Raw genomic sequence first — 26,686 nt, 5'->3', positions numbered from 1 at the left:
CGTTTGCCGGTCGGGCCAGCCGATCCGAACGGAAGGGCCTACTTGCAGGTGGAGCGCGGGAGGCGGTCGAGTTCGACGAGCTTTCCCGTCAGCGTGAAGGTGCCGTAGTCGAGAAACAGGCCGCGGCTGACGCCGTTCTCGTAGAGCTGGAAGCGCAGGGTGTAGATCGGCGTGAGCTCGCCCACCTGCCCCTTCGACAGATCGAAATAGGACAGGCTCACCGGCCAGTGGCGCGCGGTGCCGACGGCATCGGCCAGCGTGGTGTCCGGGTCGGTGCCGACGGGCTCCTCCGACATGGCGCCGAGGATGGCGGTGGTGGTGTAGATCGTCGCGCCGGCGTCGGAGCCGTCGTAGAGATCGGCCTCGACGATGCGCCGGTCCGCCTCGCCAGCGGCGATCAGATGGATCAGGTGCTGGGTCGGAAACATCACGTCGCCGTCGAAGCGCAGCTTGGCTTCCTGCGGTTGGGTCAGATCGACCACCACCGCGTCGTCGGTCCGGCGCGCCGAGCCCTTGGCCTCATCCTGGAGCCGCTGGTCGGTGAAGGTCCGGCTGAGGAACTGGAAGCTGTCGGCGTCGGCATTCTCGTAGGTGCTGGACCGCAGGTCGGTGACCCGCCGGCCGCCGTCCTGGTCGTTGACCTCGGTGACGAAGCGGCTGTTGACCGTGAAGCCCTCGCAGGACGACCCGGTGACCTCGAACACGAGACGTCCCGACACCGAGGCGATGTTCGACGACGACGAGGCGTCGTCGAGGCTGATGTCGTAGACCGCGCGATGCGGCAGCAGCCCCCTGGCGATCTCGGCCGGGTCCGCGCCGCCCGCCGTGGCATGAGCCGGCGAGGCAAGCGGCGACAGGAGCAGTACGGATGCCACGGCGGCAACCAGGAGACGCATGGGGATCCTCGCATTCCGATCATGGGCCGTCGCCAGTGCGGCAACGCGCCGGCAGAGTGGACGGTCTCGCATGAGGGATGCAAGACCCTTCGTCCACGGCACGGGTTCGCTGGGCGGGCCACACCGGACGGCCTGCAGGCGCCAACGGCACTTGAACGAGGATAACGCCCTTCACCCGCCAGAGCCATCTCCGGCGACGCCCCTTGCCGCCCCGGCGCACATCCGACATGAAAGGGCAGCACGCACCCGCACCGGACAGAAGGATCCCCCGTCATGGCCGACACGATCGAAAGCCGTCTCGAAGGGCTTGGCATCACCCTGCCGACGCCTGCCGCACCCGCCGCCAACTACGTGCCGGCCGTGCGCTCGGGGTCGCAGCTATTCATCTCCGGACAGATCCCGATGGGGGCGAACGGACTGGAGCACGTGGCCAAGCTCGGCGCCGACTACGGCGTGGAACAGGGACAGGCGGCGGCAAAGCTGTGCGCCATCAACGTGCTGGCCCAGGCGAAGGCGGCGCTGGGCGACCTGGAGAAGATCGTGCGGCTGGTGAAGGTCGGCGGCTTCGTGAACTCGACGGCGGACTTCACCGACCAGCCGAAGGTGATCAACGGCGCCTCCGACTTCTTCGTCGAGGCGATGGGCGACCGCGGCAAGCACGCGCGCTCGGCGGTGGGCGTGGCGTCGCTGCCGTTCGGCGTCGCCGTCGAGGTCGAGGCGATCTTCGAGGTCGCGTAGTCCCTCGAAGGAGGGCGCGGCAAGGGAACCCGCCACCATGGCCGGCGCAGCCTGGCTGACAAGCCGCCCGATCGCCCATCGCGGCCTCCACGGCGCCGAGACGGGCGCCGTGGAGAACGCGCTGTCGGCGGCCGCGGCGGCCATCGACGGCGGCTACGCCATCGAGGTCGACCTGCAGCTGTCGGCCGACGCGGTGCCGATGGTCTTCCATGACGGCAGCCTCGACCGGATGACCAACGCGGAAGGCCCGATGCGGGCCTGGACCGCCCGCGAGCTGGCCGGCGTCACCCTGCGCGGCACCAGCGAAGCCATTCCGACGCTGGCCGCCCTGCTGGCGACGGTCGCCGGGCGCACGCCGCTGGTCCTGGAACTGAAGACGGAATGGCAGCGCGACCGCGATCCGGCGCTCGCCCGCCACACGGCGGAGGCGCTTGCCGGCTACGACGGGCCCGTCGCCATCATGTCGTTCGACCCGGAGCTGGTGGCCGCAAGCCGGCGCCTGATGCCAGACCGGCCGCACGGGATCGTCGCCTGCGACAGCTCGAACGCGCGCGACTTTCCCCGCCTTTCGGTGATGGAGCGCTTCGCGCTGACCCACCTCCTGCACGCGCCGCGCACGCGCCCCGACTTCGTCGCCTACCGCATCCAGGATCTGCCGACGGGGTCCACGACGCTGTTGCGCCGCCTGTTCGGCGTGCCGTTGCTGACCTGGACGGTGCGCACCCAGGCGGAGCGGCAGAAGGCCGCACGGGTCGCCGACCAGATGATCTTCGAGGGCTTTCGGGCCTGAGCCGTGGTGACCGGCCCTTGAGCCGGAGCGCGCAATGCCTACCCTATGGACAGACTCTCCCAAGGTGCGGCGTCCTCCCAAGCGCGCCAAGCGTCCGTTGCGAGTATCGAGCCCATGTCCGTCGAGCCGACCGACCCGACCGCCCTCGTCCTGCAAGCCGTCGAAGGCGTTTCGGCGGTCGATCGCGACGAATGGAACCGCCTGGCCAACCCCGGCTGGCGCCGCGAGGCGGGCAGCCTGGTGGACGACGGAACAGCGCCCCGGCCCTACGATCCGTTCGTCGACCACGCCTTCCTGAGCGCGCTGGAGGAGACCGGCTGCGTGGGGCCCGAGGCCGGCTGGTATCCGCGCCCGCTGCTGATCCGCAATGCCGACGACGCATTGGTGGCGGCCGCCCCGAGCTACCTCAAGGTCCATTCCCAGGGAGAATACGTGTTCGACCACGGCTGGGCCGATGCGTTCGAGCGCGCCGGCGGTGCCTACTATCCGAAGCTGCAGGTCTCGGTGCCATTCACGCCGGCCACCGGGCCGCGGCTGCTGGTGCGGCCCGGCCCGGACGCCGATGCGCTGCGCACGCATCTCGCCGACGGGCTGGCGGCGTTCGCCCACCAGGCCGACGCCTCCTCGGTGCACGCGACCTTCCTGCTCGAGCCGGAGTGGGAGACGCTGGTGGCGCGCGGCTACCTGCCGCGCACCGACGTCCAGTTCCACTGGGAAGACCGGGGCTACGGCGACTTCGAGGGCTTTCTGGGCGCCCTGTCGTCGCGCAAGCGCAAGCAGATCCGCCGCGAGCGCCGCGACGCGCTGGCCGCCGGCCTGGAGATCGAGTGGGTGACCGGGGCGGACCTGACCGAGGCGCACTGGGACGCCTTCTACGGCTTCTACATGGATACCGGCGCCCGCAAGTGGGGCCGGCCGTATCTGAACCGGGCGTTCTTCTCGGCGCTGGGGGCCGCGATGGCCGACCGGGTGGCGCTGGTGCTGGCGCGCCGCGACGGGCGGGCGATCGCAGGCGCCCTGAACCTGATCGGCTCCGACACGCTCTACGGCCGCTACTGGGGCTGCACCGAGGACCACCCGTTCCTGCATTTCGAGATCTGCTACTATCAGGCGATGGACTTCGCGCTGGCGCGCGGGCTCGCCCGCGTCGAGGCCGGCGCCCAGGGCGAGCACAAGCTGGCCCGCGGCTACGAGCCGCACGCCACCCGCTCCGCCCACTACATCCTGCACCCGGGGCTCAGGCGCGCGATCGCCGACTACCTGGACCGGGAGCGCCGCGCCATGGAGACGGAGCGCGGCATCCTGGCGGAGCACGTGCCCTTCCGCCGCGGCGATCCCTGCTGAGCAGACCTGAGCGCAGGCGAACACACATCGGGCGCTTGAATGCGCGGATCGATCGGGTTTGATGTCCAGGCGCCGATTCTTGCCGGCGCATCCTGATCCGGGGTCGGCCGTACCCCATGCGAACCGGAGCCGACATGACCACCGTGCCCTACGACGACAGCAACGTCTTCGCGAAGATCCTGCGCGGCGAGATGCCGGCGATGACCATCTACGAGGACGACAGGACCCTCGCCTTCATGGACATCATGCCGCGCTCGGACGGCCACTGCCTGGTGATCCCGAAGGCCGCCTCGCGCAACATCCTCGACATCGCGCCCGAGGACCTGGCCGCGACCATGGCCACCGCCCAGAAGCTCGCCCGGGCCGCCAAGACGGCCTTCGAGGCCGATGGCGTGACTGTCCAGCACTTCTGCGAGCCGGCCGGCGGCCAGGTGGTGTTCCACACCCACGTCCACATCCTGCCGCGCTACGAGGGCGTGGCGCTGCGTCCCCACACGGGCGACATGGCCGACAAGGACGTGCTGACAGCCCAGGCGGAGAAGCTGAAGGCGGCGCTGGCGGCGGGCTGAGGCGGCCGCGGCAGGTAACGCGGCCACGGCGAGGGCAACCGGCAACCCTGCGGGCCCGCCCGCCGGACCGAGGCGGCAGGCCCGCGATGCGACCTCAGATGAGCTTGCGGAAGGCCGCGGAGAGATTTTCGCTGGAGATGCGATCGGTGGTTCGCAGGTCCAGCGTCTTCTCGCCTGCGGTCTGATTGAGGCTGGCTTCCGCCACGTGCACGTTGACGAAACACAGCGCCCGCGCGCCCTCGCACAGGGCCGACGCCGTGCGCGAAATCTTCACCTTCACCGTGCCGACGGCATCGGTCGGAACGTCGATGGAGCCCGAGGCACCGGCGTTGTTGTCGATGCTGATCAGTTCCTTCGTGGCATAGACCGGGTCTTTGATGACCACGAGCTTGTAGCGCCGCGGGTCCGACGTCAGCTCTGCAACCCGCCAGCGATAGTAGCCGTTCGAAGGCTGGATATCCCTGTATTTGGCAAGCACGGCGTCCAGCGGATTGTCGCTTTCCTCCTTCTCGGCGTTCTCAACCTCAAACGCGAAATTGCTTGAAATGTAGGCGGAGACCTCGGCTTTGGCGGCGGGTGCGAGATCAGCCGACGCGACCAGTTCGAAACCGGCGAGATTCCGCGCCTCGAACTTCTGAGGCCCCACTTTGCCAATCGTCCGGAGCTCGACGGAATCACCGAGATCGAGAAGCTCGTTCGTCTCCGTGTCCCAGAAGTAGATCCGCCCCTCGCTCAGCAGGCCGGAATTGCGGTATCCGAGGCTGGTCTTGGTGAAACTGAAATCCGGTGACGCCGTGGGATAGGTCTCGCAGCCGGCAAGGACCAGGCACCCGACCGCGACAACCGCTGCAACCGTCCGCATGACCATACCTCGCCCCAAGGTTGCTGAACACCAATCGGTAGCAGCCGGAGGATGGGGCGGTCAATTCCGGAAATCGCTCCGTCAGACCACGAACCAGGCGCCGATCAGGATCGCCTCGGCGGAGAGGATGCCGAGCGCGAGCGTCCTCTTCGTCGCCAGATAGACGCCGACACCGACGCCCGCCGCCACGATCCGGACCGGGATGGACACGTCGGCCAGCGCCCCGTGGGGGAACAGGATCAGCTGCGACACCAGGCCCGCGACGAGCGCCGTGGTCACCGCCTTGATCCAGATGAAGACCTCCGAATCGTTCGGCAGCCGCTCGGCGAGCAGCACCCCCATCCAGCGCCAGACATGGGTCGGCAGCGCCGCCGCCACCAGGATCGACAGATAGGGGCCGAGACCCGGCAGGCTCAGCGCTTCGCCCGACGTCATATGCGCCTCCGCTTCGCCCGCCCGACGAGATAGGCGATCGTGCCGGCGATGAAGCCGGTCCACAGGAGATCGAGGCCGATGCCGAGCTGGTGGAGGATCGGCCCCAGGATCACGCCGAGGGCAAGCGCCACGTGATCGTCGAGAACGCGCCCGGCACCCACCAGCGCCAGCAGGAAGTAGAGCGGGGTGAGGAGCACCAGGGCGGCGGAAACCCAGTCCGGCATCGTCCCGATGGCGACGAACGCCACCGCCACCGTCAGCACGTTGACGACGAGCAGCGCCGTGGCAAAGCCGGCGAAATAGGCGAGCCGCGACGCCCGCGGCGTCCGCTCCGGCATCTCCGCCATGGTGAACACCCAGGACGTGATCGCCACGAAGTGGGATAGCAGCAGCAGCGTGGTGCGCGAGGTCCGCTCGGTGCGCACCACGGCGGTCCACGACATCAGCATCGGCAGGAAGCGCATCGAGGAAAGCGACACGGCCAGCACCGTCGCCACCCAGCCGGCGCCAGACGCCAGCGAGGTGGCGAACACCACCTGGGCCGGCAGCGCCCACACGGTCACCGCCATCAGCACCGCCTCCCCGAGGCTGAAGCCGACTTCGCGCGCCAGCGCCGCGAACCCGACCTGGGCGGTCATCAGGACCAGCGCGGGAACGGAGACGAGCTTCAGCGTTCCCTTCAGGAACCACCGGGCGGGGGAGAGAGAGGAAGACGGAGGGTCGTCGATCACCGAGGGACTCACACGCAGGTCGGCACCTCCAGCGGGTACCACAGTTGGGGCGGCGACCGAAGCGCCGAGCGCGTGTCCCGTTCGGGCCATGGCGGCCGCACCCGTCGCGCGGGAGCCCGCAGGCGCCGGAGGGCGCCGCCCGAGGGCCGGGAGAGGCACAAAAAAAGCGCCGGCTCTTTCGGGCCGGCGCTTGTCGTTTCGAAGGCGCGCACCGCACGGGCGGCACGGGGTGCCTACTGGGTCAGCGGAACCTTGGGCACGAGGCTGCCCTTGGACGGCCGCTTGGTCGGCGCACCGCTGGCCGGACCTGATCCGCCGGACCCGCCGGATCCGCTGGATCCTCCAGACCCGCCCGATCCCGAAGAGCCGCTCGACTGGCGAGCCTTCTTCGGCGCCGGCGCCTTCTTCGGCTTGGCCGGACGCTTCGGCCTGACAACCTCGTCGGCGATCGTTTCGAGCGACAGCTGCTTCTTGCCGTCCTTCTCCTCGACGTCGACCTTCACCGTGCCACCCTTCATGAGCTTGCCGAACAGCACCTCGTCGGCGAGCGGCCGCTTGATGTGCTCCTGGATCACCCGCGACAGAGGCCGGGCGCCCATGCGTTCGTCGTAGCCCTCCTCGGCGAGCCACTTGATGGCCGCCTCGGACAGCTCGAAGGTGACGTTGCGGTCGGCTAGCTGGGCCTCGAGCTCGAGGACGAACTTGGTGACGACCTGGTAGATCACCTCGGCGGGCAGGCTGCCGAACGGGATGATCGCGTCGAGGCGGTTGCGGAACTCCGGCGTGAACAGCTTGTTGATCGCCTCGGTGTCGTCGCCTTCCCGCTTTGCCCGGTTGAAGCCGATCGGCGCCTTGGCCATGTCGGCCGCACCCGCGTTGGTCGTCATGATCAGGATGACGTTGCGGAAGTCGATCTGCTTGCCGTTGTGGTCGGTCAGCTTGCCGTGGTCCATCACCTGCAGGAGGATGTTGAACAGATCCGGGTGCGCCTTCTCGATCTCGTCGAGGAGCAGGACGCAGTGCGGATGCTGGTCGATCCCGTCGGTCAGGAGACCGCCCTGGTCGAAGCCGACATAGCCAGGCGGCGCGCCGATGAGCCGCGACACGGTGTGCCGCTCCATGTACTCCGACATGTCGAAGCGCAGCAGCTCGACACCCAGCGTGCTCGCCAGCTGGCGGGCCACCTCGGTCTTGCCGACGCCGGTCGGGCCGGAGAACAGGTAGTTGCCGATCGGCTTGTTCGGCTCGCGCAGGCCGGCCCGGGCGAGCTTGATCGCCGAGGACAGCTTGTCGATGGCCGCGTCCTGACCGTAGACGACGCGCTTCAGGTTCTCGTCGAGGTTGCGCAGCGTCTCGGCATCGTCCTTCGACACCGACTTCGGCGGGATGCGGGCCATCGTGGCGATCGTCGCCTCGATCTCCTTCACCCCGATCGTCTTGCGGCGGCGGGCTTCCGGCAGCAGCATCTGCGACGCCCCGGTCTCGTCGATCACGTCGATCGCCTTGTCCGGCAGCTTGCGGTCGTTGATGTAGCGCGACGACAGCTCCACCGCCGCCTTGATGGCGTCGTTGGTGAAGCGGATCGAGTGGTACTCCTCGAAATAGGGCTTGAGGCCCTTGAGGATCTCGATCGCGTCGGGCACCGACGGCTCGCTGACGTCGATCTTCTGGAAGCGCCGGACGAGGGCCCGGTCCTTCTCGAAGAACTGCCGGTACTCCTTGTAGGTGGTCGAGCCGATGCAGCGGATCGAGCCGGAGGCGAGCGCCGGCTTCAGGAGGTTCGATGCATCCATCGCGCCGCCCGAGGTGGCGCCGGCGCCGATCACCGTGTGGATCTCGTCGATGAACATGATCGCACCGGGGTATTCCTCGATCTCCTTCACGACCTGCTTCAGTCGCTCCTCGAAGTCGCCGCGATAGCGGGTTCCGGCGAGCAGCGCCCCCATGTCGAGGGCGAAGATGGTCGCGTCGGCGAGCACCGACGGCACGTCGTCGTCGACGATGCGCTTGGCGAGGCCTTCGGCGATCGCCGTCTTGCCGACGCCGGGATCACCGACCAGCAGCGGGTTGTTCTTCTGCCGGCGGCAGAGGACCTGGATCGTCCGGCTGATCTCGTTGGCGCGACCGATCAGCGGATCGATCTTTCCCTTCGAGGCCTTCTCGTTGAGATTGACGCAATAGGCCTCGAGCGCGTCGGTCTTGCGCTTGACCCGTTCGCCGCCCTCGACGGTCGCCTGGTCGTCGTCGGTTCCGCGCGAGGAGCGCGATTCCGACATGCCGGCCCGCTTGGCGATGCCGTGCGAGATGTAGTTCACCGCGTCGTAGCGGGTCATGTCCTGCTCCTGCAGGAAGAACGCCGCATGGCTTTCGCGCTCGGCGAAGATCGCGACGAGCACGTTCGCCCCGGTCACCTCGTCCCGCCCGGAGGACTGGACGTGGATGACCGCGCGCTGGATGACACGCTGGAAGCCGGCTGTCGGCTTGGAATCGTCGCCGGCGTCGGTCACGAGGTTTTCAAGCTCGGTATCGACGTATTCGACGAGATCGCGCCGCAGCTTCTCCAGGTCGACGTTGCAGGCCCGCATGACGGCCGCGGCATCCTGATCGTCCACGAGCGCCAACAGAAGGTGCTCGAGCGTGGCGTATTCCTGGTGGCGCTCATTGGCATAGGCGAGCGCCTGGTGCAGCGCCTTTTCAAGGCTACGGGAGAATGATGGCACGAGGGTTCCTCACTTCTTCTCCATGACGCACTGCAGAGGATGCTGGTGCTTACGGGCGAAATCCATGACCTGGGTCACTTTGGTTTCCGCCACTTCGTACGTGTAGACCCCACACTCGCCCACCCCGTGATGGTGGACGAGGAGCATGACCTGGGTCGCCTCGTCGCGACTCTTCTGGAAGAAACTTTCAAGCACGTGCACCACGAACTCCATCGGCGTGTAGTCGTCGTTGAGCAGCAGCACCCGGTACATGCTCGGCCGTTTCGTCTTCGGCCGCGTGCGGGTGACGACGACCGTACCGGACCGGTCGTCGTCTTTGTCGGATTTCGTCATCACAATCGGGGCAATGGGGCTGGTCCTCATGGCGCTCGGTCCGTGGTGACTAGCAATAACTCGGTCCAGCAAGCGGTCGGCTCGTCCGTTTCGGGGCCCTTCCAGCCGGGACCCGAAGGTGCCCGGTGCGGAGGACGTGTCGAAGTCACACGATGGGAACCGTCACTCGCAACAGGGTCGAGGTCGGGTGATCCCGGATGATTCAGTCTGGCGCGGGACCGTCTCGGCTTTTGGCTGATGCCGCGGGGCCGGCCCGGTGCGCCTCCTTTGCAGTGCCTTTCGATGACAGATGTAAGAGGCCGTTGGCACTATTGTAAGCCGCTCACTCGACGACGCAATCCGCCGGGCCATACTATTTGGGTTGTGCCCCGGGAATGAAAAAAGCCCGACACTTCGGCGCCGGGCTTTTTAGAACTGCGTCAGAACAGAAGAGCTCGAATGTAGCGAGCCGCCCTATTTCGCATACATCTTCGCGGTCACGCCGTCCGTCGTCTTGTAAAGACCTTGCGCGAGCGCGGCGTAAAGCTCGCCGATCCGGGCGACTTCGTGAACCATGCCTTCATATGCCGACTTGGCGTAGGTCATCTGGGTCTCGACAGCCTTCTCGACGCTGGGCGCTCCCATGATCTTTTCGAGCGCGGCCGTGCCATCCTCGAAGCTCTTCTTGGAGTAGTCGGCAAGCTCGACCGCGATCGCCTGGAAGCCCTCCTGGGCCACTCCGATCGACTTGACCGCCGTATCCAGATTGTCCTTGCTGATTGCCTGAAACTGCTCGAGGCCGTTGGTCATGGGTCACCTGCTGCTGCGGAAAACGGAACGCCCGGGAGTTGAGGCGAGCAGTGTGGTGCGTTGCACAATGCACGTCAAGGCAGCCCCGCAACGCAACATCGGGCAAAAAGTTCAGATCGTGTTTACGACCCGATAACCGCTACCCCCTACGGTGCGACGTGACGAGCCCGGAAGTCCAGCCACAGAGCGGGATCCGGACGAGGCGGCAACACGCGTAGCGAGTAAGGGTCTTACAATGAACAGCGGGCGAGTCTCAGCCAACGCGGGAGGGGCCAACTGGTTCGCCCGTCTCGCGGCGGTCGTGCTGATCGGCGCGGCAGCCCTCGCACTTTCAACGCACAGCGGCGAAGCCAATTCGAAGTATGCGGCGATCGTCGTCGACGGATCGACCGGAGAGACGCTGTTCGCCCGGTATGCCGACGAAGAGCGCTACCCTGCCTCCGTCACCAAGATCATGACGCTCTATCTGCTCTTCGAAGAGCTGCGCGCCGGGCGGATGACGCTGGACACCCCGATCCCGGTGTCGGCGTTCGCCGCCAAGCAGGTGCCCTCCAAGATCGGCTTCAAGCCGGGGCAGACCATCCGCACCCGCGATGCGATCCGCGCGCTGGTGACGAAGTCGGCCAACGACGTGGCCGTGGCGATCGCCGAGAAGATCGGCGGCACCGAGGCCAAGTTCGCGGAGCGGATGACCAGCACGGCCCGCCGGCTCGGCATGCGCTCCACGGTGTTCCGCAACGCCTCCGGCCTGCCGAACCGCGCCCAGCACACGACGGCGCGCGATCTGGCCCGGCTCGGCCTGGCCGTGCAGCGCGACTTCCCCGTCTACTACAGCTATTTCAACACCCGGTCGTTCACCTATCGCGGCCAGTCCTACCGCAACCACAACCGCCTCCTCGGCAAGGTCGACGGCGTGGACGGCATCAAGACCGGCTTCATCAACGATTCCGGCTTCAACCTGGTCGCTTCCGTGAAGCGCGACGGACGGTTCATCGTGGCCGTGGTGATGGGCGGGCGCACCGGCCGCACCCGCGACCAGCACATGACCGACCTGATCGAGACCTACATTCCGAAGGCGAAGCAGGGCACCGCCGGCATGGCCGTGATCGCGGCCGAGGATATCCCGGTCCCCTCGTCGCGCCCGGAGATGCCGGTCTTCGTCGCCGAAGCCCCGGACACCCCCCAGCGCCTGACCCCGGAGCTGATCGCCGCCTATGCCGCGTCGGTCAACGCCGCGGAAGTCGCCAACGACCCGATCGAACAGGTCGCGGCGATCGGATCGGCCGACAGCGTCGACCTTGCCGAAGACGCGACGGCCTCGGTGGTCGACACCGCCGCGGCGCCCGAGCCGACGGCGGCCGCACCGAGCGGCTGGCACGTGCAGATCGCGGCGGCGGAAAGCGAAAGCAACGCCCGGTCGCTGCTGCTCGACGCCCAGCGCAAGAACGGTGCGATCCTGGGCAGCCGGCAGATCTACACGGAGCGGGTCGACGTCAACGGGACCACCCTCTACCGCGCCCGCTTCACCGGGTTCGCCTCCAAGTCGGAGGCCTGGGAAGCGTGCAGCGAGCTGAAGAAGCGGAAGGTGTCCTGCTGGGCGCTCAATCCGTCGTCGTAGACGAGCACCATCCGGGTGCTCCGACAACACCGCGAGACTTGCGCCGCGGACTGCGGCGCACCTGAAACTGGGGAACTCCGAGGGGATGCGTACCGTGTCAGTTATGCCCGCCCAGAAGCCGCTGTTTGGCTTCGTTGATCTTCGACGCAAGGAACGTGCTGCCGCCCCGGTCGGGATGCAGCCCCTTCATGAGCCGACGGTGCGCGGCACGGATCTCGCCTTCTCCAGCACCTGGCTGAAGACCAAGGATCTGGTAGGCCTCTTCTTCGCTCAGGGAACCAGTCGCAGCCGCCGTGCTGTCCTGCCGCGGACCCGGGTCCTCGTGGAGGTCTTCACGCCAGCCGGGCGTCCGGCGGTCGAGATAAGCTTCGACTAGCGTCACGCTGTCCGGGTCGCCGCCGACCTCGTGCAGCAGCTCCCGCAGGTCCGCCTCCGACAGGCTGTCGAGGCTTCGCCCGGCGAACCGGCCGGCCCGCACCTCCCCCTCGATCGCTCCGGAATCGTGATCGAGGCTCAGATGCAGAAAGTCGGTGGTGACCGCGGACGACTGGCCGGCTGATCGCGGCGCTCCGCGCGACCGGCGCAGGCCCGCCAGCGGACCGAGGCCCAGCAGCGACAGGCCGAACAGGCCGAGCGGACCCGACAGCGGCCAGATGCCGCGCACCGCCAGCCCCACCGCCACCAGCAGGCACACGATCCCGCCGGCGATCCGCGCCCGGCGCGCCAGCACCGCCGGATCGGCCTGCGAGAACCCGTGGCTCGCCACCACGATGGCACCGAACGCCAGGGTTCCGAGCAACAGCCAGATCATCTCAGCTCATCTTCCCGATCAGGAGCCGCGCCCCCTCTTCGCCGCGCGCGCTCATGTCGGCAAGTGCCGCCCGGCCGCCGGCCGCATAGGCAGCCACGGCCCGCAGCAGCCGGCCCAGCTCGTCGGCCGCGTCGGCGCGGAACGTCAGGTGGGCGCCCCCCGTCAGCCGCGCGATCTCGGCGAAGGCGCGGGAGGCGGCCGGATCGGTGCCCTCCTGGAAGACGAACACCGGCACCTTCAGAAGGCCCAGCTCGCCGGCGCGGGCGCAGAGCTCGTCGACCGCCTCCTCCATGCAGTCGCCCACATAGACCACCGCGTGGACCTTCTCGGTCCGCGTCTCCTCGATCGCCCGCCGCAGCACCTTGCGGATCTGGGTCAGGCCGCCGCGGCAGTCGATCCGCGTCATCAGGTCGCGCAGCCGGGAGGTGTCGGACACCCATTTCGAGGCCCGGCATTCGCCGAAGCCGCGGAAATAGACGAGCTGGATGTCGAGGCCGCCGACCTTGCCCGCCTCGTCGAACATATCGGCCTGGATGGCGCAGGCGCGGTCCCAGGTCGCCTGACGGCTCATGGTCGCATCGAGAGCGAACATCAGCCGCCCGCGCCGGCCGGTGCCGGGGGACGTCGCCACTGTGCGCGATCGCGCCACGAAGGCGTCGATGTCGGCACGGGTCGACCGTTCGGCCGGCGGCTGGCCGGTCGAAGCGGTCACGGTCGGGCGCACGGGCGTGCGGGTGGTGGGGCGTTTGTCGTTGCTCACCCCTCTTAGATGGCGCATCCGGCGCGACAGGCAAAGTGCGTCGTGTCGCGGAGGCCGTTCGGGCGGGCGAATCCGGTCGTTCAGAGCAGGCCGAGATCGGCGAGTTCGCGGCGCATGTCCGCCGGCATGTCGTCGTCCCCCTCGAGCCCGAGCTCGTCGGGCGGCGCCTCGGCAGGGGTGAGATACCGCCAGCCCTGAAACGGCCGCCGCGGCGTCTTGCGCGTCTCGATCAGGTCGGGGGCGAGCACGAACGCGCAGCGCTTGACGCCATCGGCATCGACGATCGGATCGAGGCGAAGGATCGGCTGGCGGACCTGGATGAAGCCGCGGATCACCCAGTAGAGCGACCCGGATCCGGCGATCTCGTCGCCGCGCTTCGGCGTCATCCGGGTGACATGGCGCGACACCGCCTCCTCGCCGGCGGCCCGGCGCGCGTCGACCCGCTGCTCGACCCAACCGCGCAGGTCGTCGATCGTGTCCGCGCCGACGCAGAGTTTCAGGATGTGCACTGTCATCGCCGGTAAACCTGGCGCGCGGCGCGGGCCGCTTCAAGGGCGGCCGCGCCATCTCCTGGGGATAGGTGCGTCCGCAGCGCCGCCGGCGCCCGAAACGAACGGGCCGCCGCCCCCCTTCGGAGACGGCGGCCCGGATCGCGACGATCTTGCGGCGCGGGGATCAGGCGCCCTCGAAGACGCCCTCTTCCTTCATGTTCGCATAGACGCGGTCGAACCAGATCCGGAGGTCGGCGACGCCGGAGGTGGCCTCCCAGATGTCGATGTCGAACTTCTCCGCCGCCTCGTCCTCGGTGAGGTTCAGGGCGTCCTCGATGGAGACGAAGTTCAGCTCCATCAGGTGCCACAGCTCGGAGGTGCAGCGCGGCAGCTTGATGTAGTGCAGCGCGCGGTTCTCGGCGATCTTGTTGAGCTCCTGGGAGATCTTCAGGGTCGAGAAGCTGCCGCCGGCCTCGTTGAGGACGATGTACATGCGCGAGATCGGCATCACGTCCTGGTCGTTGAACTGGCGGACGAGGTCGGCAATGTCGTCGATGGCGTGCTTCTCGGCGCGGCAGACGAGCATGACGTCGACCGGCGGGGCCTTGCGCGACTGGAAGATCTGGCTGACGCGGCGGGCCCGCGCCCATTCAGTCACCTGGGAGACCACGTTGGCGCCGAGGTCGACCACCACGCCGCCTTCGAGCAGGCTGCGACCGAGCCGGTCCCAGTATTTCAGGGAGGCGTTCATGTCGTTCGCCTTCTTGGCGATCGACAGTTCGGCACCGACGCCGAACTCGGTGACCCGCTGGGGATACATCTTGCCGATTTTCGAACGGCCGGTGTCGTCGACGAAGTCGGCGGACGCAAGCTTGTACGTCGCCCCCGAACGCTGCAGTCCGAGGTAGACGAGCTGGGCCAGGGTCGTCTTGCCCTGGCCACCGGCGTGCGCCGCACACAAAATCGATCGCATTCCTGCGTCCTCTTTGGCAATCACCCAGGCGAGCGCCCTGGCCGCCGCGGTGTCGAACAGGATCTTCGGTGGTCGGTGCAGCGCGGCGAAACCCACCGCGACTGGCGAAAAACGTGCCGCTATCACTACGGACGAAGGCGCAAGAGTCAACCGTCGGCCGGTCCCGTCACCCCCCTTGCGGCGGTCGCCGACGCGGCGATCTGCCGGGCCGTTTCGCCGGCTCAGGACGCCCCGCCCGCCCCCGCACGGAGCGGCCGACAGCCATGCCGCGGTCCGGGGTCGTGAATCGACCACAGCGGTGTCATATAGTTGATATTCGAATCGAGTTGATGAAATAGGCTGAGGCTGGCAAACAGCTTGCAGACCGAACCCATCGACACCCTCGGGACCGGAATCGTGGTCGATAGGATGCCAGTGCCAGACCGGATCGAGACGCAGACCTACCGCGCGCTCTTCCTCTCCGATGTCCATCTGGGCACCCGCGGGTGCCAGGCCGACCTGCTTCTGGATTTCCTCCGCTACCACGAGGCCGAGACGATCTACCTGGTCGGCGACATCATCGACGGATGGCGCCTGAAGCGGTCGTGGTACTGGCCCCAGCCGCACAACGACGTGGTCCAGAAGATCCTGCGGAAGGCCCGCAAGGGCGCCCGGGTCGTCTACATTCCCGGCAATCACGACGAATTCCTGCGCGACTATGTCGGCACGCATTTCGGCGGCGTCGAGGTGGTCGACAGCATCATCCACGAGGGGCTCGACGGGCAGCGCTATCTGGTCATCCACGGCGACCAGTTCGACGTCGTCGTCCGGCACGCCAAGTGGCTCGCCTTCCTCGGCGACTGGGCCTACGTCACGGCGCTCGGGATCAACACCTGGGTCAACATCGTGCGCCGCAAGCTGGGCCTGACCTACTGGTCGCTGTCGGCGTGGGCGAAGCTGAAGGTGAAGAACGCCGTCAACTTCATCGGCAAGTTCGAGCAGACGCTGGCCGGCGAGGCGCAGCGGCGGGACGTGCAGGGCGTCATCTGCGGCCACATCCACCATGCCGCGATGCACGAAGAGTACGGGGTGCACTACATCAACACCGGCGACTGGGTCGAAAGCTGCACAGCCGTCGGCGAGACGCAGGACGGGCGCTTCGAGCTGATCCGCTGGACCGAGATCGGGGCGCAGCCGGTGGCGAAGATCGCCACCACGCGCCAGGCCGCCGCATGAGCAAGATCGTCATGGTGACGGATGCCTGGCATCCGCAGGTCAACGGCGTCGTCACGACGCTGCAGATCACCATCGAGCAGCTGCGGCGCATGGGCATCGAGGTCGACGTTTTGTCGCCCGAAGGCTTCCGCACGGTGCCGTTGCCGACCTATCCCGAGATCCGGCTGAGCATCACCTCACCCGCCGGGATCCGCCGCCGCATCGACGACATGGCGCCCGACTACATGCACATCGCGACCGAAGGGCCGCTCGGCATGATGGCGCGCAAATGGTGCCTCATCAACAAGCAGCCCTACACGACGAGCTACCACACGCGCTTTCCCGAATACATCGCGGCACGCGTCCCCGTGCCGCTGAGCTGGTCCTATTCGTTCGTGCGCCGCTTCCACAACGCGGGCGCCGGCTGCATGGTCTCCAACACCACCCTGGAGCGCTCGCTGGCGGAGCGCGGCTTCACCAACCTCTACCGCTGGGTGCGCGCCGTCGATCACGAGAAGTTCCGCCCGGACGTGCCGCCGGCACTCAACCTGCCCGGGCCGATCTTCATGTACGTCGGCCGCGTCTCGGTGGAGAAGAACATCGAGGCCTTCCTCAAGCTCGACCTGCCCGGCACCAAGGTGGTCGTGGGCGGCGGGCCGGCGCTGGAGGACATGAAGTCCCGCTACCGGGACGTGGTGTTCACCGGCCCGAAGCTCGGCGACGAGCTGGTGGCGCACTACACGTCGGCCGACGTCTTCGTCTTCCCGAGCCTGACGGACACCTGGGGACTGGTTCTGCTGGAGGCGATGGCGGCCGGGGTGCCCGTCGCCGCCTTTCCGATCATGGGGCCGATCGACGTGGTGGGCGACTCCCAGTGCGGCGTGCTCGACAACGACCTCCGGAAGGCCGCCCTCGCCGCCCTCGACATTCCGCGCGACCGATGCCGGGCCTACGCGGAGACGTTTTCGTGGGAGGCAAGCGCGGAGCAGTTCTTCCAGAACGTGCTTGCCGCCAACCAGTCCTCGCGACCGGCCGACGCGGCCTAGAGCGGGGTGAGGAGCGGTGGATCCCGGCTTTGCGCGCGCCTCCCGCTCCAGGACATCATTGTCGATCACGGTCGATGAAACCAGGTCGGCCCGACCTGAATTGACCGCGATCTAGCGGCACCGCCGCGCCCGATCCAACCCGGACTTCTGGTACCCGAATGACCAAGGCGATCAAGCTCGCGCTCGGCAGCATCGCCATCGGCTGCGGCGTCTTCGCGCTGAAGTTCCTCGCCTATTGGCTGACGGGCAGCGTGGCGCTGCTGTCCGACGCGATCGAGAGCATCATCAACATCGCGGCCGCCGCGGCGGCCCTGGTGGCGCTGCGCATCTCGGCGATGCCGGCCGACGACAACCACCCCTACGGACACAGCAAGGCGGAGTATTTCTCCGCCGTGCTGGAGGGCGTGCTGATCGTCATCGCCGCACTGGCCATCTTCGTGACCGCCGGCATGGCGCTGGCAGCCCCGGATCCGATCGACGCCCCGGTCGAGGGGCTGGCGCTGAACGGCCTCGCGACGGTGATCAACCTGGCGTGGGCCATGGTGCTGCTGCGCCACGGCCGACGGACCCGCTCGCCGGCGCTGACGGCGGACGGGCGCCACCTGATGGCCGACGTGGTCACCTCCGGCGGCGTGATCGTGGGCGTCGCCCTCGTCAGCCTCACCGGGTGGCTCGTCCTCGATCCGGTCCTGGCGATGATCGTGGCGCTCAACATCCTTTGGTCGGGATGGCGGATGATCCGTGAATCGGTCGGCGGACTGATGGACGAGGCGGTACCGCAGGAGACGATGGATGCGATCACCGAGCTGATCGCCGGCCACGCGAGCGGCGCCATGCAGGCTCACGACGTGCGCACCCGCCACTCCGGTCCGACGACCTTCATCGAGTTTCACCTGGTGGTGCCCGGCGAGATGACGGTCTCGGAGTCCCATGCGATCTGCGATCGCATTGAGGCGGCGCTGCGCAACGGCGTGCCCGAGTCGGTGATTACCATCCACGTCGAGCCCGAATACAAGGCGAAGCGCTCTGCCGTGCAGGTGGCGACCGACTGACCGCCTCCGCCCCGGGCGCCGCTTGTCTGCGGACCCGGCCGCTCCCATCTCTGGGTCGCGCCCCGCGAGGGGCGAGGAAGACCGGTGTCCCGCCTCGCCCGGGAACGCTCGAGAAGGAGATCACGTCGAAGATGGCCGTGTCCACGCTTGCCAAGTCGCTCGCCGCAGCGCTCGTTCTCGCGCTCGCGGCTCTCGCCACGTCGGCTCCCGGCTCCGCCGAGGAGCCGGACCGGATCTTCGACAAGTCGACCAAGTGGAACATGCTGACGCCCGACCACAAGCTGGCGGTCTACGGCATCGATGACCCGCTGGTGGACGGAGTGGCCTGCCACTACACCCTGCCGGAGAAAGGCGGCGTCTCCGGCATGTTCGGCGTGGCCGAGGAGGTGTCGGACATCTCGCTCGCCTGCCGGCAGATCGGCCCGGTGTCGTTCAAGGGCACGTTCGAGCAGGGCGACGAGGTGTTCCGCCAGCGGCGATCGTTCTTCTTCAAGAAGATGCGCATCGTGCGCGGCTGCGACGCCGAGCGCAACGTGCTGATCTACCTAGTCTATTCCGACAAGCTGATCGAAGGCAGCCCGAAGAACTCGACGTCGACGGTGCCGATCATGCCGTGGGGCGACCAGCCGGCGCCGCGCTGCGCCGACGCGCTGGAGAAGTAGACAGCCCACTCAGGACGCGATGCCAGCGCGCCGGGCGATCAGGCCGCCCATGCGGAGCCGCGAGCAATGCGAGCCGGTGTGAGGAAAAGACTTTCCTCAGGAAAAGACTTTCCTCAGTCCACCAGCCGGCCGTCCTCGACGACGGGAACCCCATCCAAAGCGATGGTGGTGTGCATCATCGGCAGGTCGAAGTGGCCGGCGGTGTAGCGGCCGGCGAACTCGTTGGCGCCCGTGGAGAACAGGAAGTTTCCGGCGACCGCGCGCAGCTCGGTGCCGTTGGTGTCGCGGCGGTCGTACATCTGCAGCGCATCGTAGCGGGCGTTGCGGTTGAGCCCCCAGCCGACGTGCGAGACGGCATAGGCGTCGCGGTCCTTCCAGGCGGCCCAGTAGTCGCGCATCAGGTCGGCATCCACGCCGGCCCCTTCCACCTCGACCACGTAGTCGTCCTTGATGGTGAGCGCGACCTCCCCCTCGAAATAGCGCTTGAAGGTCAGGTTCACGTCGCCCGGCGCCAGCACCAGCCGGCCGTTGACGGTGCCCGGGCTGGGGAACGAGACGATGATGCCGCCCGGCCAGTGGGCGAGCGTGCCGGGACGCGTCGTGGACCCCCAGATGCCGACCGTCGGCGCTCCCTTGATCGCCACGGTCAGGTCGCTGCCCGCGGCTGAAGTCACCCGCATCTCGGTGGCGGCGCGTACCTGCTTGACCGCCGCCTTGACGCGGGCTTCCAGATCGGGGTCCGGCCGCATCCGCTCCAGGCATTCCGGATGCTCGTTGGAGATCACCAGGATTCGCGCGCCGCCCTTCAGGATCTCGGCGGTCTCCGGCGCGTGCATCAGGCCTTCGAGCGTCACGTCGACGACCACGTCACACGAGGCGAGCGCCTGCACCACCGGCCGGATGTTGCCGAGCGACTGGGTACCGCCCGTCGACCGCGCGATCACCCCCCAGGGGTTGCGCGGCGTCGGCACCACCAGGTGGAACGGCCGGACCCCGAGACGCTGGAGGGCGAGCTCGGCAAGATGGACGTTGAGCGGGCGCGACTGGGTTTCCGACAGGATGGCGACGGTTTCGTCGGCGCGGATCGCAGAGGCTTCGAACGCTTCGGCGAAGCTGTCGATCCATTTTGCTTCGATACGATCGGCTAGCATGATGAAATCGACTCCCGATTCGGTGCCATCGCCCGGGACGGGATGGCGGGCCCTTTTCCCGGATTGCATGAAAAGTTATGAATCAGTCGGAGGGCGCACGCAATCCCATGAAGCACGATCCCGACCGCCGGTCTGCCCCGGACGACACCCCGATGGATGCCGGGCGCGACTACGGCCCGCCCGAGGGCTCGTTCGTCGCCGGCTACATGTCCTATCTGCTGGCGCAGGCGAGCCACGTCTATTCGGCCGGCGTGCACGCCCGCATCAAGGGCAAAGGCAGCGGCATCGCCGAATGGCGGGTGCTGACGTGCCTGATCGACGTCGACGGGATGTCGGTGTCGCGGCTTGCGGAGATCGCCCTGTTCAACCAGCCCCGCCTCTCCAAGGTGCTGGACAGGCTGGGGGCGCAGGGGCTGATCGAGCGCCGCGGCGACACCAGCGACCGTCGCCGGGTGCGGGTCCACATCACCCCCGCCGGGCTGGCGATCGCTAGGCCGCTCATCGAGATCGCCAGGCAGCACGAAGCGGAAATGCTCGCCGGCTACACCGATGCCGAGGTCGCGGCGATCAAGAGGATCCTGAGGCAGCTCATCGACCGGTCGCTCGCCATCAACGTCCCCGGAAACGGCCACGACCCGGCCGATTGAGCGCTCCGGCCGGCAGAAGTGGCGCCGCTCAGCCGCGCGCTGGCGTGGTGGCCGCCAGCTCGCTGCGCACCAGACCGAGGCTGCGTTCGCGGTAGATCACGTAGAGCCCGGCCCCGACGACCACCACCGAACCGGCGATCACCGCCATCTGCGGCATCTCGTCGAACACGAACACGCCGAGCAGCACGGTCCACAGCATGGTGGTGTACTCGAACGGCGCGATCGTCGAGGCCTCGGCGTGGCGGTAGGCCTGGGTCAGGAAGATCTGGGCGATGCCGCCGAGCAGGCCGATCCCGACCAGGAGGGCCGCTTCCATCGGCGTCGGCATGACCCAGCCGAACGGCACGGTGATCAGCGACAGCAGCGCGGCGGTCGCGAAGAAGTAGATCACGATGGTGCCGGTCTGCTCGGTGGCGGTCAGCTCCCGGACGAACACCGACACGAGCGCCATGAACACCGCGGAGGCGAGCGCCATCGCCGCGCCGGTCGCCTCGGCGCTGCCGGCGATGTCGAAGCCGGAAGCGAACTGCGGGGTCAGCATCACGATGACGCCGACGAAGCCGACGCCAACCGCCGACCAGCGGTAGATACGCACCTTCTCGCCCAGGAAGACGGCCGCGAAGGCGACCATGATCAGCGGCGAGGCGTAGGTGATCGCGGTGGCGTCGGGCAGCGCCAGTCGCTGCAGGGCGGCGAACCAGAGCGCCATCGAGGCGGTGCCGACGATCGCCCGCTTCATGTGGCCGAACGGACGCTTCGTCCGCAGGATGCTGCGCATCGAGCCGAGATAGGCGACCATCACGACGACCGGGATGAGACCGAAGAAATTGCGGGCGAACAGGATCTGGCCGATCGGAACCCGCTCGCCGGCGATCTTCACCAGCGCCAGCATTGCGCAGAAGATGAAGGCGGAGAGGACCTTGAGGCCGATGCCCTTCATCGTATTCAGCGGCGGCACGGCGATCTCGGCAAGGCCGCGCGGCACGGACGTCGCCGTCAGCGCGGCATCCGGGACGGGATCCCCATCGGCATCGTCACCGGCGGCTCCCGAAAAGCCGCCGTGATCATCTCCTGTCCGCACGGACGTCTGGCCTCGAATACGAAGGAAAACGCGCTTCGTCCCGCACCCGGAAAGACCTCGGGCGGCGACGGCGCGATCAAATAGTGAGCATCTGCAGTAAAATTATGACGAGTAACGACGAAGCCGGCAAATGGAGAAACCGGATGGCAGCAATGCAGGCCCGCGAGGCCTGGCCGGCCGATGGCGGCGCGGCCGCATCGGCGGAAAGGCCGGACCGGACACGGGCTGAGCGCTTCTTCGTCGTCACCGGCGGACCGGGCGCGGGCAAGAGCACGCTGCTGGAGGCGCTTGCTGCCCGCGGATATGCCACCACCGAGGAGGCCGGCCGGGCGATCATTCGCGACCAGGTGGCGATCGGCGGCACCGCGCTGCCATGGGCGGACCGATCCGCGTTCGCCGAGCTGATGCTGTCCTGGGAGATGCGCTCCTACCGGAGCGCGACCGCAGCCGGCGGACCGGTGTTCTTCGACCGCGGGGTTCTGGACGTGGCCGGCTACCTGCGCGTCTGCGGACTGGAGGTTCCGCCGCACGTGTCCCGGGCCATGGCGATCTTCCGCTACGCGCCGACGGTCTTCATCGCCCCGCCCTGGCCGGAGATCTTCGGCCAGGACGACGAGCGCAGGCAGGACCTGGACGAGGCCGAGCGCACCCATGCGGCGATGGTCGCGACCTACCGGGCGGCCGGCTACGACCTCGTGGAGCTGCCACGCGGGACCGTGGCGGCGCGCGTGGCGTTCGTTCTGGAGACGATCGGGCGCCGCTGAGCGCCCTCAGGCACCGCCGGCGCGGGCCTCGTCGATAATCGCCCAAAGCTTGGCCGGCGTTGCCGGCATGTCGACGTGGGTGACGCCCATCGCCCGCTCCAGTGCGTCGACCACCGCGTTCATCACCGCGCTCGCCGCGCCGATGGTGCCGGCCTCGCCCGCGCCCTTGATGCCGAGCGCGTTGGCGGTGGTGGGAATGTTGCGGGTCTCGAAGTGGAAGAACGGCACGTCGTCGGCGCGCGGCACCGCGTAGTCGAGCAGCGTCGCGGTCAGCAGCTGACCGTCGGCGTCGAACACGGTGCGCTCGTGCAGCGCCTGGCCGATCCCCTGCACCACGCCGCCGAAGACCTGGCCGGCCAGCAGGACCGGGTTCACCGTGACCCCGAAGTCGTCGACGATGGTGTAGCGCAGGATGTGGACGTGGCCGGTGTCCGGATCGATCTCGAGTTCGCAGACGTGGGTGCCGTTCGGGAAGGTCGGCTTGTCCTGCTCGACGCGTCCGGCTGCCGAGAGAAGGCTCTTGTCGTCGGTGGCCCGGGCGATGTCGGCGAGCGACATGGCGCGGTCGGTGCCGACGATGCGGACGCTGCCGTCAACCAGCTCCAGGTCGGCCGGCGCCACTTCCAGGTGGTCGGCCGCGATCGCCTTGAGCTTCTCGGCGAGATCGGTGGAGGCGACCTTGACCGAGGGAAGGCCGAGCGGGATCGAGCGCGAGCCGCCGGTGCCGCCGCCGGTCTCGACCCGGTCGGTGTCGCCCTGGACGACCTTGATGCGGTCGAAGTCGAGACCGAGCGTCTCGGCCATCACCTGGGCGTAGGAGGTCGCGTGGCCCTGGCCGTTCGTCTGGGTGCCGATCAGCAGCGTGACGATGCCGTCGTCGGCGAGCCCGACCGTGGCCGTCTCGCCACCCGGGAAGGCGCACGCCTCGATGTAGGTGGTGAGGCCGATGCCGCGCAGCCGGCCGCGCGCGGTGCTCTCGGCGATGCGCGCCTCGAAGCCGGCATGGTCGGAGACCTCCAGCGCGCGGTCGAGATGGCCGGCGAATTCGCCGGAATCGTAGACGCGGCCGACCGGGGTCTCGTAGGGCATCTGCTCCGGACGGATGAAGTTGGTCCGGCGGATCTCCACCGGCGACACGTGCATGACCCGGGCCGCCTCGTCGACGAGCCGTTCGATGACGTAGGCCGCCTCGGGCCGGCCGGCGCCGCGATAGGCGTCCAGCGGCACGGTGTTGGTGTAGACGCCGCGGATGCGCACGTCGGCCGCCGGGATGTCGTAGACACCGGTCGACATGCTGGTGCCGACGCGGGGAACGAAGGGGCCGAACTGGTGCAGGTAGGCGCCCATGTTGGCGACCAGGTCGATGCGCAGGCCGAGGAATTTGCCGGCGCCGTCCATGGCGACTTCGGCGGTGGTGATGTTGTCGCGGCCCTGGCTGTCGGAGAGGAACGCCTCGCCGCGGGTCGAGATCCACTTCACCGGCGCGCCGAGCTTCTCCGCGGCGACCATCGCCAGCGGATATTCCGGATAGATGAAGATCTTGGTGCCGAAGCCGCCGCCGACGTCGGGGGTGACGACGCGGATGCGGTCGGGCTCGATGCCGAAGACGTCCTTGGCGAGGATGCCCTTCATCGAGTGGCCGCCCTGGCTGACGACGGTCAGGGTGTAGCGGCCGGAGCCGGCGTCGTACTCGGCGACGCAGCCGCGCGTCTCCATGTAGTTGGTGACGAGGCGGTTGTTGAGCAGCGTGAGCTTGGCCACCTTCTCCGCCTTGGCGAAGGCCGCATCCGTGGCCACGGCATCGCCGCTGCCGTAGGTGAAGGCGAGGTTGGAGCCGTACTCGGGCCAGACCACCGGCGCATCGGCGTCGAGGGCGCGCGCCGGGTCGGCGATCGCCGGGGCGGCGTCCCAGTCGATCTCGATCAGCTCGGCGGCGTCTTCGGCGGCGGCGCGGGTTTCCGCGACGATGAACACCACCGGGTCGCCAACGAAGCGCACGACGTCCTTGCACAGAACGGTGCGCGGCGGGACCTCGGTCGGCGAGCCGTCGACCTGCGGGCCGATGCCCTTCGACGGCAGCGGGCCGAGATGGGCGATGTCGTCGTAGGTGAGCACGAGCCGGACCCCGTCGAGGGCCCGCGCGTCGTCCAGTCCGCCGGTGATGGTGAAGCTGCCCGCCGCGATCGGCGAGCGCAGGACGAATGCGACCAGCGTGCCTTCCGGTCGGTAGTCGTCGACGTAGCTGCCCTTGCCGGTGACGAACGCCTGGTCTTCCATGCGCCGGGCGGGAGCGCCGATGCCGAACTTCGGAGCGGTCATGTCGTTCATGGGACCTCCATGGGAAGAAGTGACCGCGCGGGCGCCGGGCGGAGGATCCGCCGGCGAAGGTGCCAGTCGCGGTGCGGTGTCAGGTGCGGTCCGGAGCCGGACGTTGAAACGAGTCTAACCTGTCGGGCGCATGAGCACCATGACCCGTGCTGCATGGGTCGCGCGTCGCGACTGCATCAGCGGGCTGCATGCACGGAGCGGAAGTACGCCACGAGGCCGGCCGTCGAGGCGTCGGTATCGGGCAGCGCCGCACCGGTCTCGATCGGTCCGAGCAGCGCGCTCGCAAGCTCCTTGCCGAGTTCCACCCCATACTGATCGAACGAGTTGATGTTCCAGATCACCCCCTGGACGAACACCTTGTGCTCGTAGAGGGCGATCAGCCGCCCGAGCGTGCGGGGATCGAGGGTCCGATAGATCAGGGTGGTCGACGGACGGTCGCCGGGGAACGCCCGGTGCGGCGCCAGGCGATCGGCCTCCTCCGCGCTGGCGCCCTGCGCCAGCATCAGGTCGCGCACCTCGTCGGCGGTCCGGCCGCGCATCAGCGCCTGGGACTGGGCGAAGCAGTTGGCCACCAGCTTGGTGTGATGATCGTCGTCCGCCTCGTGCGGTTCACAGGCGACCAGAAACTCGCACGGGATCACGTCGGTGCCCTGGTGTAGGAGCTGGTAGAAGGCGTGCTGGCCGTTGGTGCCGGGCTCGCCGAACACCACCGGCCCGGTGGGGCGGGGCACCGGGGTGCCGTCGCGGGTCACCCGCTTGCCGTTCGATTCCATGTCGAGCTGCTGCAGGAACGCCGGGAAGTGCGCGAGCCGCTGGTCGTAGGGCAGCACAGCGAGGCTGCGGCAATCCCACAGATCACGGTACCAGACGCCGATCAGCCCCATCAGCACCGGCAGATTGCGGTCGAGCGGCGCGTCGAGGAAGTGCGCGTCCATTTCCGCCGCGCCGGCCAGGAAGTCGGAGAAGTTGCGGAAGCCGATCGACAGGGCGAGCGAGAGGCCGATCGCCGACCAGATGGAATAGCGCCCGCCGACCCAGTCCCAGAAGCCGAAGATCCGGTCCTCGCGGATGCCGAACGCGGCGACCTTGTCGAGGGCCGTCGACAGCGCCGCGAAATGGTCCGGCACCGCGGCCTCGCCGAGCGCGGAGGCGAGCCACTCCCGGGCCGACGCGGCGTTGGTCATCGTCTCCAGGGTGGTGAACGTCTTCGAGGCGATCAGGAAAAGCGTGCGGGCGGGGTCGAGGGTCGTCAGCGTGTCCGCCAGGTCCGCCCCGTCGACGTTGGCGACGTAGTGCACCCGCGGCCCGCCCTCGCGGTAGGGCGACAGGGCCCGCGTCGCCATGCGGGGGCCGAGGTCGGAGCCGCCGATGCCGATGTTGACGACGTCGGTGAAGGCCTCGCCGGTGGCGCCGCGGATCGCGCCGGAGCGCACCGCATCGGTGAACGCCTCCATCCGCGCCAGCACGTCGGCCACGTCGGCCGGCACGTCCTGCCCGTCGACATGGACCGCACGCTCCGGGCCGGCGCGCAGCGCCGTATGCAGCACGGCACGCCGCTCGGTGGTGTTGATCGCATCGCCGCCGACCATCCGCTGCTGCCAGCCGGCGAGGTCGGCCGCCTCCGCCAGCTCGATCAGCAGCGCCAGCGTGTCGGCGTCGACATGGGTCTTGGAGTAGTCGAGGAGCAGATCGTCGAAATCGGCATGGAAGCGGTCGAAGCGGCCCGGATCTGCCTCGAATTCGCCGCGCAGCGTGCGCCCGGTCCAGCCCGCCCGACACGCCCCCAGTCGCGCGAAGATCGCTTCGACGCCGTCACTCATCTCGGTCCCGATCTCTTCCACCTCGTCCGTCCGGGAGGGGAGCGCCCCTCCCGCGCGGTGTCAAGCTCGGACGGGGCGGAT

The 26,686-nt window shown here is 68.3% G+C and carries 26 protein-coding genes; 11 read left to right on the top strand and 15 right to left on the bottom strand.

The features are described from left to right. Positions 1 to 38: 38 nt before the first annotated feature. Positions 39 to 896 (bottom strand): cell envelope integrity EipB family protein, encoded by an 858-nt coding sequence (locus ACSSVZ_RS11495; protein ID WP_453970106.1) that lies wholly within the window; start codon positions 894 to 896, stop codon positions 39 to 41. 273 nt (positions 897 to 1,169) lie between these two features. Between ACSSVZ_RS11495 and ACSSVZ_RS11490 the strand changes: the two genes are divergently transcribed. The 4 genes from ACSSVZ_RS11490 (at position 1,170) to ACSSVZ_RS11475 (ending at position 4,337) form a co-directional block, all read left to right on the top strand. After that, entirely contained in the window at positions 1,170 to 1,634 is a 465-nt protein-coding gene (locus ACSSVZ_RS11490; protein WP_453970104.1) for a RidA family protein, read from the top strand. A 37-nt stretch (positions 1,635 to 1,671) separates the two neighbouring features. Next, on the top strand, positions 1,672 to 2,424 hold the full coding sequence (locus ACSSVZ_RS11485) for a glycerophosphodiester phosphodiesterase family protein (RefSeq protein ID WP_453970102.1): 753 nt from the start codon (positions 1,672 to 1,674) through the stop codon (positions 2,422 to 2,424). Positions 2,425 to 2,538: 114 nt separating this feature from the next. Further along, positions 2,539 to 3,768 (top strand): GNAT family N-acetyltransferase, encoded by a 1,230-nt coding sequence (locus ACSSVZ_RS11480; RefSeq protein WP_453970100.1) that lies wholly within the window; start codon positions 2,539 to 2,541, stop codon positions 3,766 to 3,768. 134 nt (positions 3,769 to 3,902) lie between these two features. Next, complete coding sequence (locus ACSSVZ_RS11475; protein WP_453970098.1) at positions 3,903 to 4,337, top strand: HIT family protein; 435 nt, start codon at positions 3,903 to 3,905, stop codon at positions 4,335 to 4,337. Positions 4,338 to 4,431: 94 nt separating this feature from the next. Here ACSSVZ_RS11475 and ACSSVZ_RS11470 read toward each other — a convergent pair whose 3' ends face one another. From ACSSVZ_RS11470 to ACSSVZ_RS11445, 6 genes are all read right to left on the bottom strand, one after another. After that, positions 4,432 to 5,199, bottom strand: coding sequence for a hypothetical protein (locus tag ACSSVZ_RS11470; protein WP_453970096.1), 768 nt, complete (start codon positions 5,197 to 5,199; stop codon positions 4,432 to 4,434). 81 nt (positions 5,200 to 5,280) lie between these two features. Beyond that, positions 5,281 to 5,634, bottom strand: a complete 354-nt coding sequence (locus ACSSVZ_RS11465; RefSeq protein WP_453970095.1) for an AzlD domain-containing protein — start codon at positions 5,632 to 5,634, stop codon at positions 5,281 to 5,283. After that, complete coding sequence (locus ACSSVZ_RS11460; RefSeq protein ID WP_453970094.1) at positions 5,631 to 6,365, bottom strand: AzlC family ABC transporter permease; 735 nt, start codon at positions 6,363 to 6,365, stop codon at positions 5,631 to 5,633. The genes ACSSVZ_RS11465 and ACSSVZ_RS11460 overlap by 4 nt, the downstream gene beginning before the upstream one ends. Before the next feature lie 233 nt (positions 6,366 to 6,598). Continuing rightward, the gene (gene clpA / locus ACSSVZ_RS11455; protein WP_453970092.1) at positions 6,599 to 9,085 is read right to left on the bottom strand and encodes an ATP-dependent Clp protease ATP-binding subunit ClpA; all 2,487 of its coding nucleotides are present in this window, start codon (positions 9,083 to 9,085) and stop codon (positions 6,599 to 6,601) included. A 9-nt stretch (positions 9,086 to 9,094) separates the two neighbouring features. Then, positions 9,095 to 9,418: an ATP-dependent Clp protease adapter ClpS gene (gene clpS / locus ACSSVZ_RS11450; RefSeq protein WP_453970090.1), complete on the bottom strand. Its 324-nt coding sequence runs from the start codon at positions 9,416 to 9,418 to the stop codon at positions 9,095 to 9,097. 453 nt (positions 9,419 to 9,871) lie between these two features. Continuing rightward, complete coding sequence (locus ACSSVZ_RS11445) at positions 9,872 to 10,207, bottom strand: phasin family protein (protein ID WP_453970089.1); 336 nt, start codon at positions 10,205 to 10,207, stop codon at positions 9,872 to 9,874. A gap of 235 nt (positions 10,208 to 10,442) precedes the next feature. Here ACSSVZ_RS11445 and ACSSVZ_RS11440 point away from each other — a divergent pair, with 235 nt between their 5' ends. Then, entirely contained in the window at positions 10,443 to 11,825 is a 1,383-nt protein-coding gene (locus ACSSVZ_RS11440; protein WP_453970088.1) for a D-alanyl-D-alanine carboxypeptidase, read from the top strand. A 97-nt stretch (positions 11,826 to 11,922) separates the two neighbouring features. Here the strand turns inward: ACSSVZ_RS11440 and ACSSVZ_RS11435 are convergent, their stop codons facing one another. The 4 genes from ACSSVZ_RS11435 to ACSSVZ_RS11420 all read right to left on the bottom strand — a co-directional run bounded on the left by ACSSVZ_RS11435 (position 11,923) and on the right by ACSSVZ_RS11420 (position 14,860). Further along, positions 11,923 to 12,636 carry a DnaJ domain-containing protein gene (locus tag ACSSVZ_RS11435; RefSeq protein ID WP_453970086.1) on the bottom strand — a complete coding sequence of 238 codons (714 nt, stop codon included), beginning with the start codon at positions 12,634 to 12,636 and terminating at the stop codon, positions 11,923 to 11,925. A 1-nt stretch (position 12,637) separates the two neighbouring features. Next, positions 12,638 to 13,414, bottom strand: coding sequence for a VWA domain-containing protein (locus tag ACSSVZ_RS11430; RefSeq protein WP_453970084.1), 777 nt, complete (start codon positions 13,412 to 13,414; stop codon positions 12,638 to 12,640). Positions 13,415 to 13,476: 62 nt separating this feature from the next. Beyond that, positions 13,477 to 13,911, bottom strand: coding sequence for a DUF1489 family protein (locus ACSSVZ_RS11425; RefSeq protein ID WP_453970082.1), 435 nt, complete (start codon positions 13,909 to 13,911; stop codon positions 13,477 to 13,479). 160 nt (positions 13,912 to 14,071) lie between these two features. After that, the gene (locus ACSSVZ_RS11420) at positions 14,072 to 14,860 is read right to left on the bottom strand and encodes a hypothetical protein (protein WP_453970081.1); all 789 of its coding nucleotides are present in this window, start codon (positions 14,858 to 14,860) and stop codon (positions 14,072 to 14,074) included. Between the two features lie 408 nt (positions 14,861 to 15,268). On the opposite strand from ACSSVZ_RS11420, the gene ACSSVZ_RS11415 reads away from it, so the two are divergent. The 4 genes from ACSSVZ_RS11415 to ACSSVZ_RS11400 all read left to right on the top strand — a co-directional run bounded on the left by ACSSVZ_RS11415 (position 15,269) and on the right by ACSSVZ_RS11400 (position 18,814). After that, positions 15,269 to 16,075 (top strand): UDP-2,3-diacylglucosamine diphosphatase, encoded by an 807-nt coding sequence (locus tag ACSSVZ_RS11415; protein ID WP_453970079.1) that lies wholly within the window; start codon positions 15,269 to 15,271, stop codon positions 16,073 to 16,075. Continuing rightward, the gene (locus tag ACSSVZ_RS11410) at positions 16,072 to 17,100 is read left to right on the top strand and encodes a glycosyltransferase family 4 protein (protein WP_453970077.1); all 1,029 of its coding nucleotides are present in this window, start codon (positions 16,072 to 16,074) and stop codon (positions 17,098 to 17,100) included. The genes ACSSVZ_RS11415 and ACSSVZ_RS11410 overlap by 4 nt, the downstream gene beginning before the upstream one ends. Positions 17,101 to 17,258: 158 nt before the next feature. Next, entirely contained in the window at positions 17,259 to 18,152 is an 894-nt protein-coding gene (locus tag ACSSVZ_RS11405) for a cation diffusion facilitator family transporter (RefSeq protein WP_453970076.1), read from the top strand. A 131-nt stretch (positions 18,153 to 18,283) separates the two neighbouring features. Further along, positions 18,284 to 18,814 (top strand): CreA family protein, encoded by a 531-nt coding sequence (locus ACSSVZ_RS11400; protein ID WP_453970075.1) that lies wholly within the window; start codon positions 18,284 to 18,286, stop codon positions 18,812 to 18,814. A 113-nt stretch (positions 18,815 to 18,927) separates the two neighbouring features. On the opposite strand, the gene ACSSVZ_RS11395 is transcribed toward ACSSVZ_RS11400, so the two are convergent. Further along, entirely contained in the window at positions 18,928 to 19,965 is a 1,038-nt protein-coding gene (locus ACSSVZ_RS11395; RefSeq protein ID WP_453970073.1) for a peptidase M29, read from the bottom strand. A gap of 107 nt (positions 19,966 to 20,072) precedes the next feature. Between ACSSVZ_RS11395 and ACSSVZ_RS11390 the strand changes: the two genes are divergently transcribed. Next, positions 20,073 to 20,612 carry a MarR family winged helix-turn-helix transcriptional regulator gene (locus ACSSVZ_RS11390; protein WP_453970071.1) on the top strand — a complete coding sequence of 180 codons (540 nt, stop codon included), beginning with the start codon at positions 20,073 to 20,075 and terminating at the stop codon, positions 20,610 to 20,612. 28 nt (positions 20,613 to 20,640) lie between these two features. Here ACSSVZ_RS11390 and ACSSVZ_RS11385 read toward each other — a convergent pair whose 3' ends face one another. Continuing rightward, the gene (locus tag ACSSVZ_RS11385) at positions 20,641 to 21,693 is read right to left on the bottom strand and encodes a DMT family transporter (protein WP_453970069.1); all 1,053 of its coding nucleotides are present in this window, start codon (positions 21,691 to 21,693) and stop codon (positions 20,641 to 20,643) included. A gap of 143 nt (positions 21,694 to 21,836) precedes the next feature. On the opposite strand from ACSSVZ_RS11385, the gene ACSSVZ_RS11380 reads away from it, so the two are divergent. Next, the gene (locus ACSSVZ_RS11380; RefSeq protein ID WP_453970067.1) at positions 21,837 to 22,457 is read left to right on the top strand and encodes an AAA family ATPase; all 621 of its coding nucleotides are present in this window, start codon (positions 21,837 to 21,839) and stop codon (positions 22,455 to 22,457) included. 6 nt (positions 22,458 to 22,463) lie between these two features. Here ACSSVZ_RS11380 and ACSSVZ_RS11375 read toward each other — a convergent pair whose 3' ends face one another. Next, positions 22,464 to 24,785 carry a xanthine dehydrogenase family protein molybdopterin-binding subunit gene (locus ACSSVZ_RS11375; protein WP_453970066.1) on the bottom strand — a complete coding sequence of 774 codons (2,322 nt, stop codon included), beginning with the start codon at positions 24,783 to 24,785 and terminating at the stop codon, positions 22,464 to 22,466. A gap of 176 nt (positions 24,786 to 24,961) precedes the next feature. After that, complete coding sequence (gene pgi / locus ACSSVZ_RS11370) at positions 24,962 to 26,605, bottom strand: glucose-6-phosphate isomerase (protein WP_453970065.1); 1,644 nt, start codon at positions 26,603 to 26,605, stop codon at positions 24,962 to 24,964. Positions 26,606 to 26,686: the final 81 nt, after the last annotated feature.

Source organism: Amorphus sp. MBR-141, from assembly GCF_053628695.1.
Note: the sequence above shows the minus strand (reverse complement) of the source record. Positions and strands in the feature narration are given on the sequence as shown.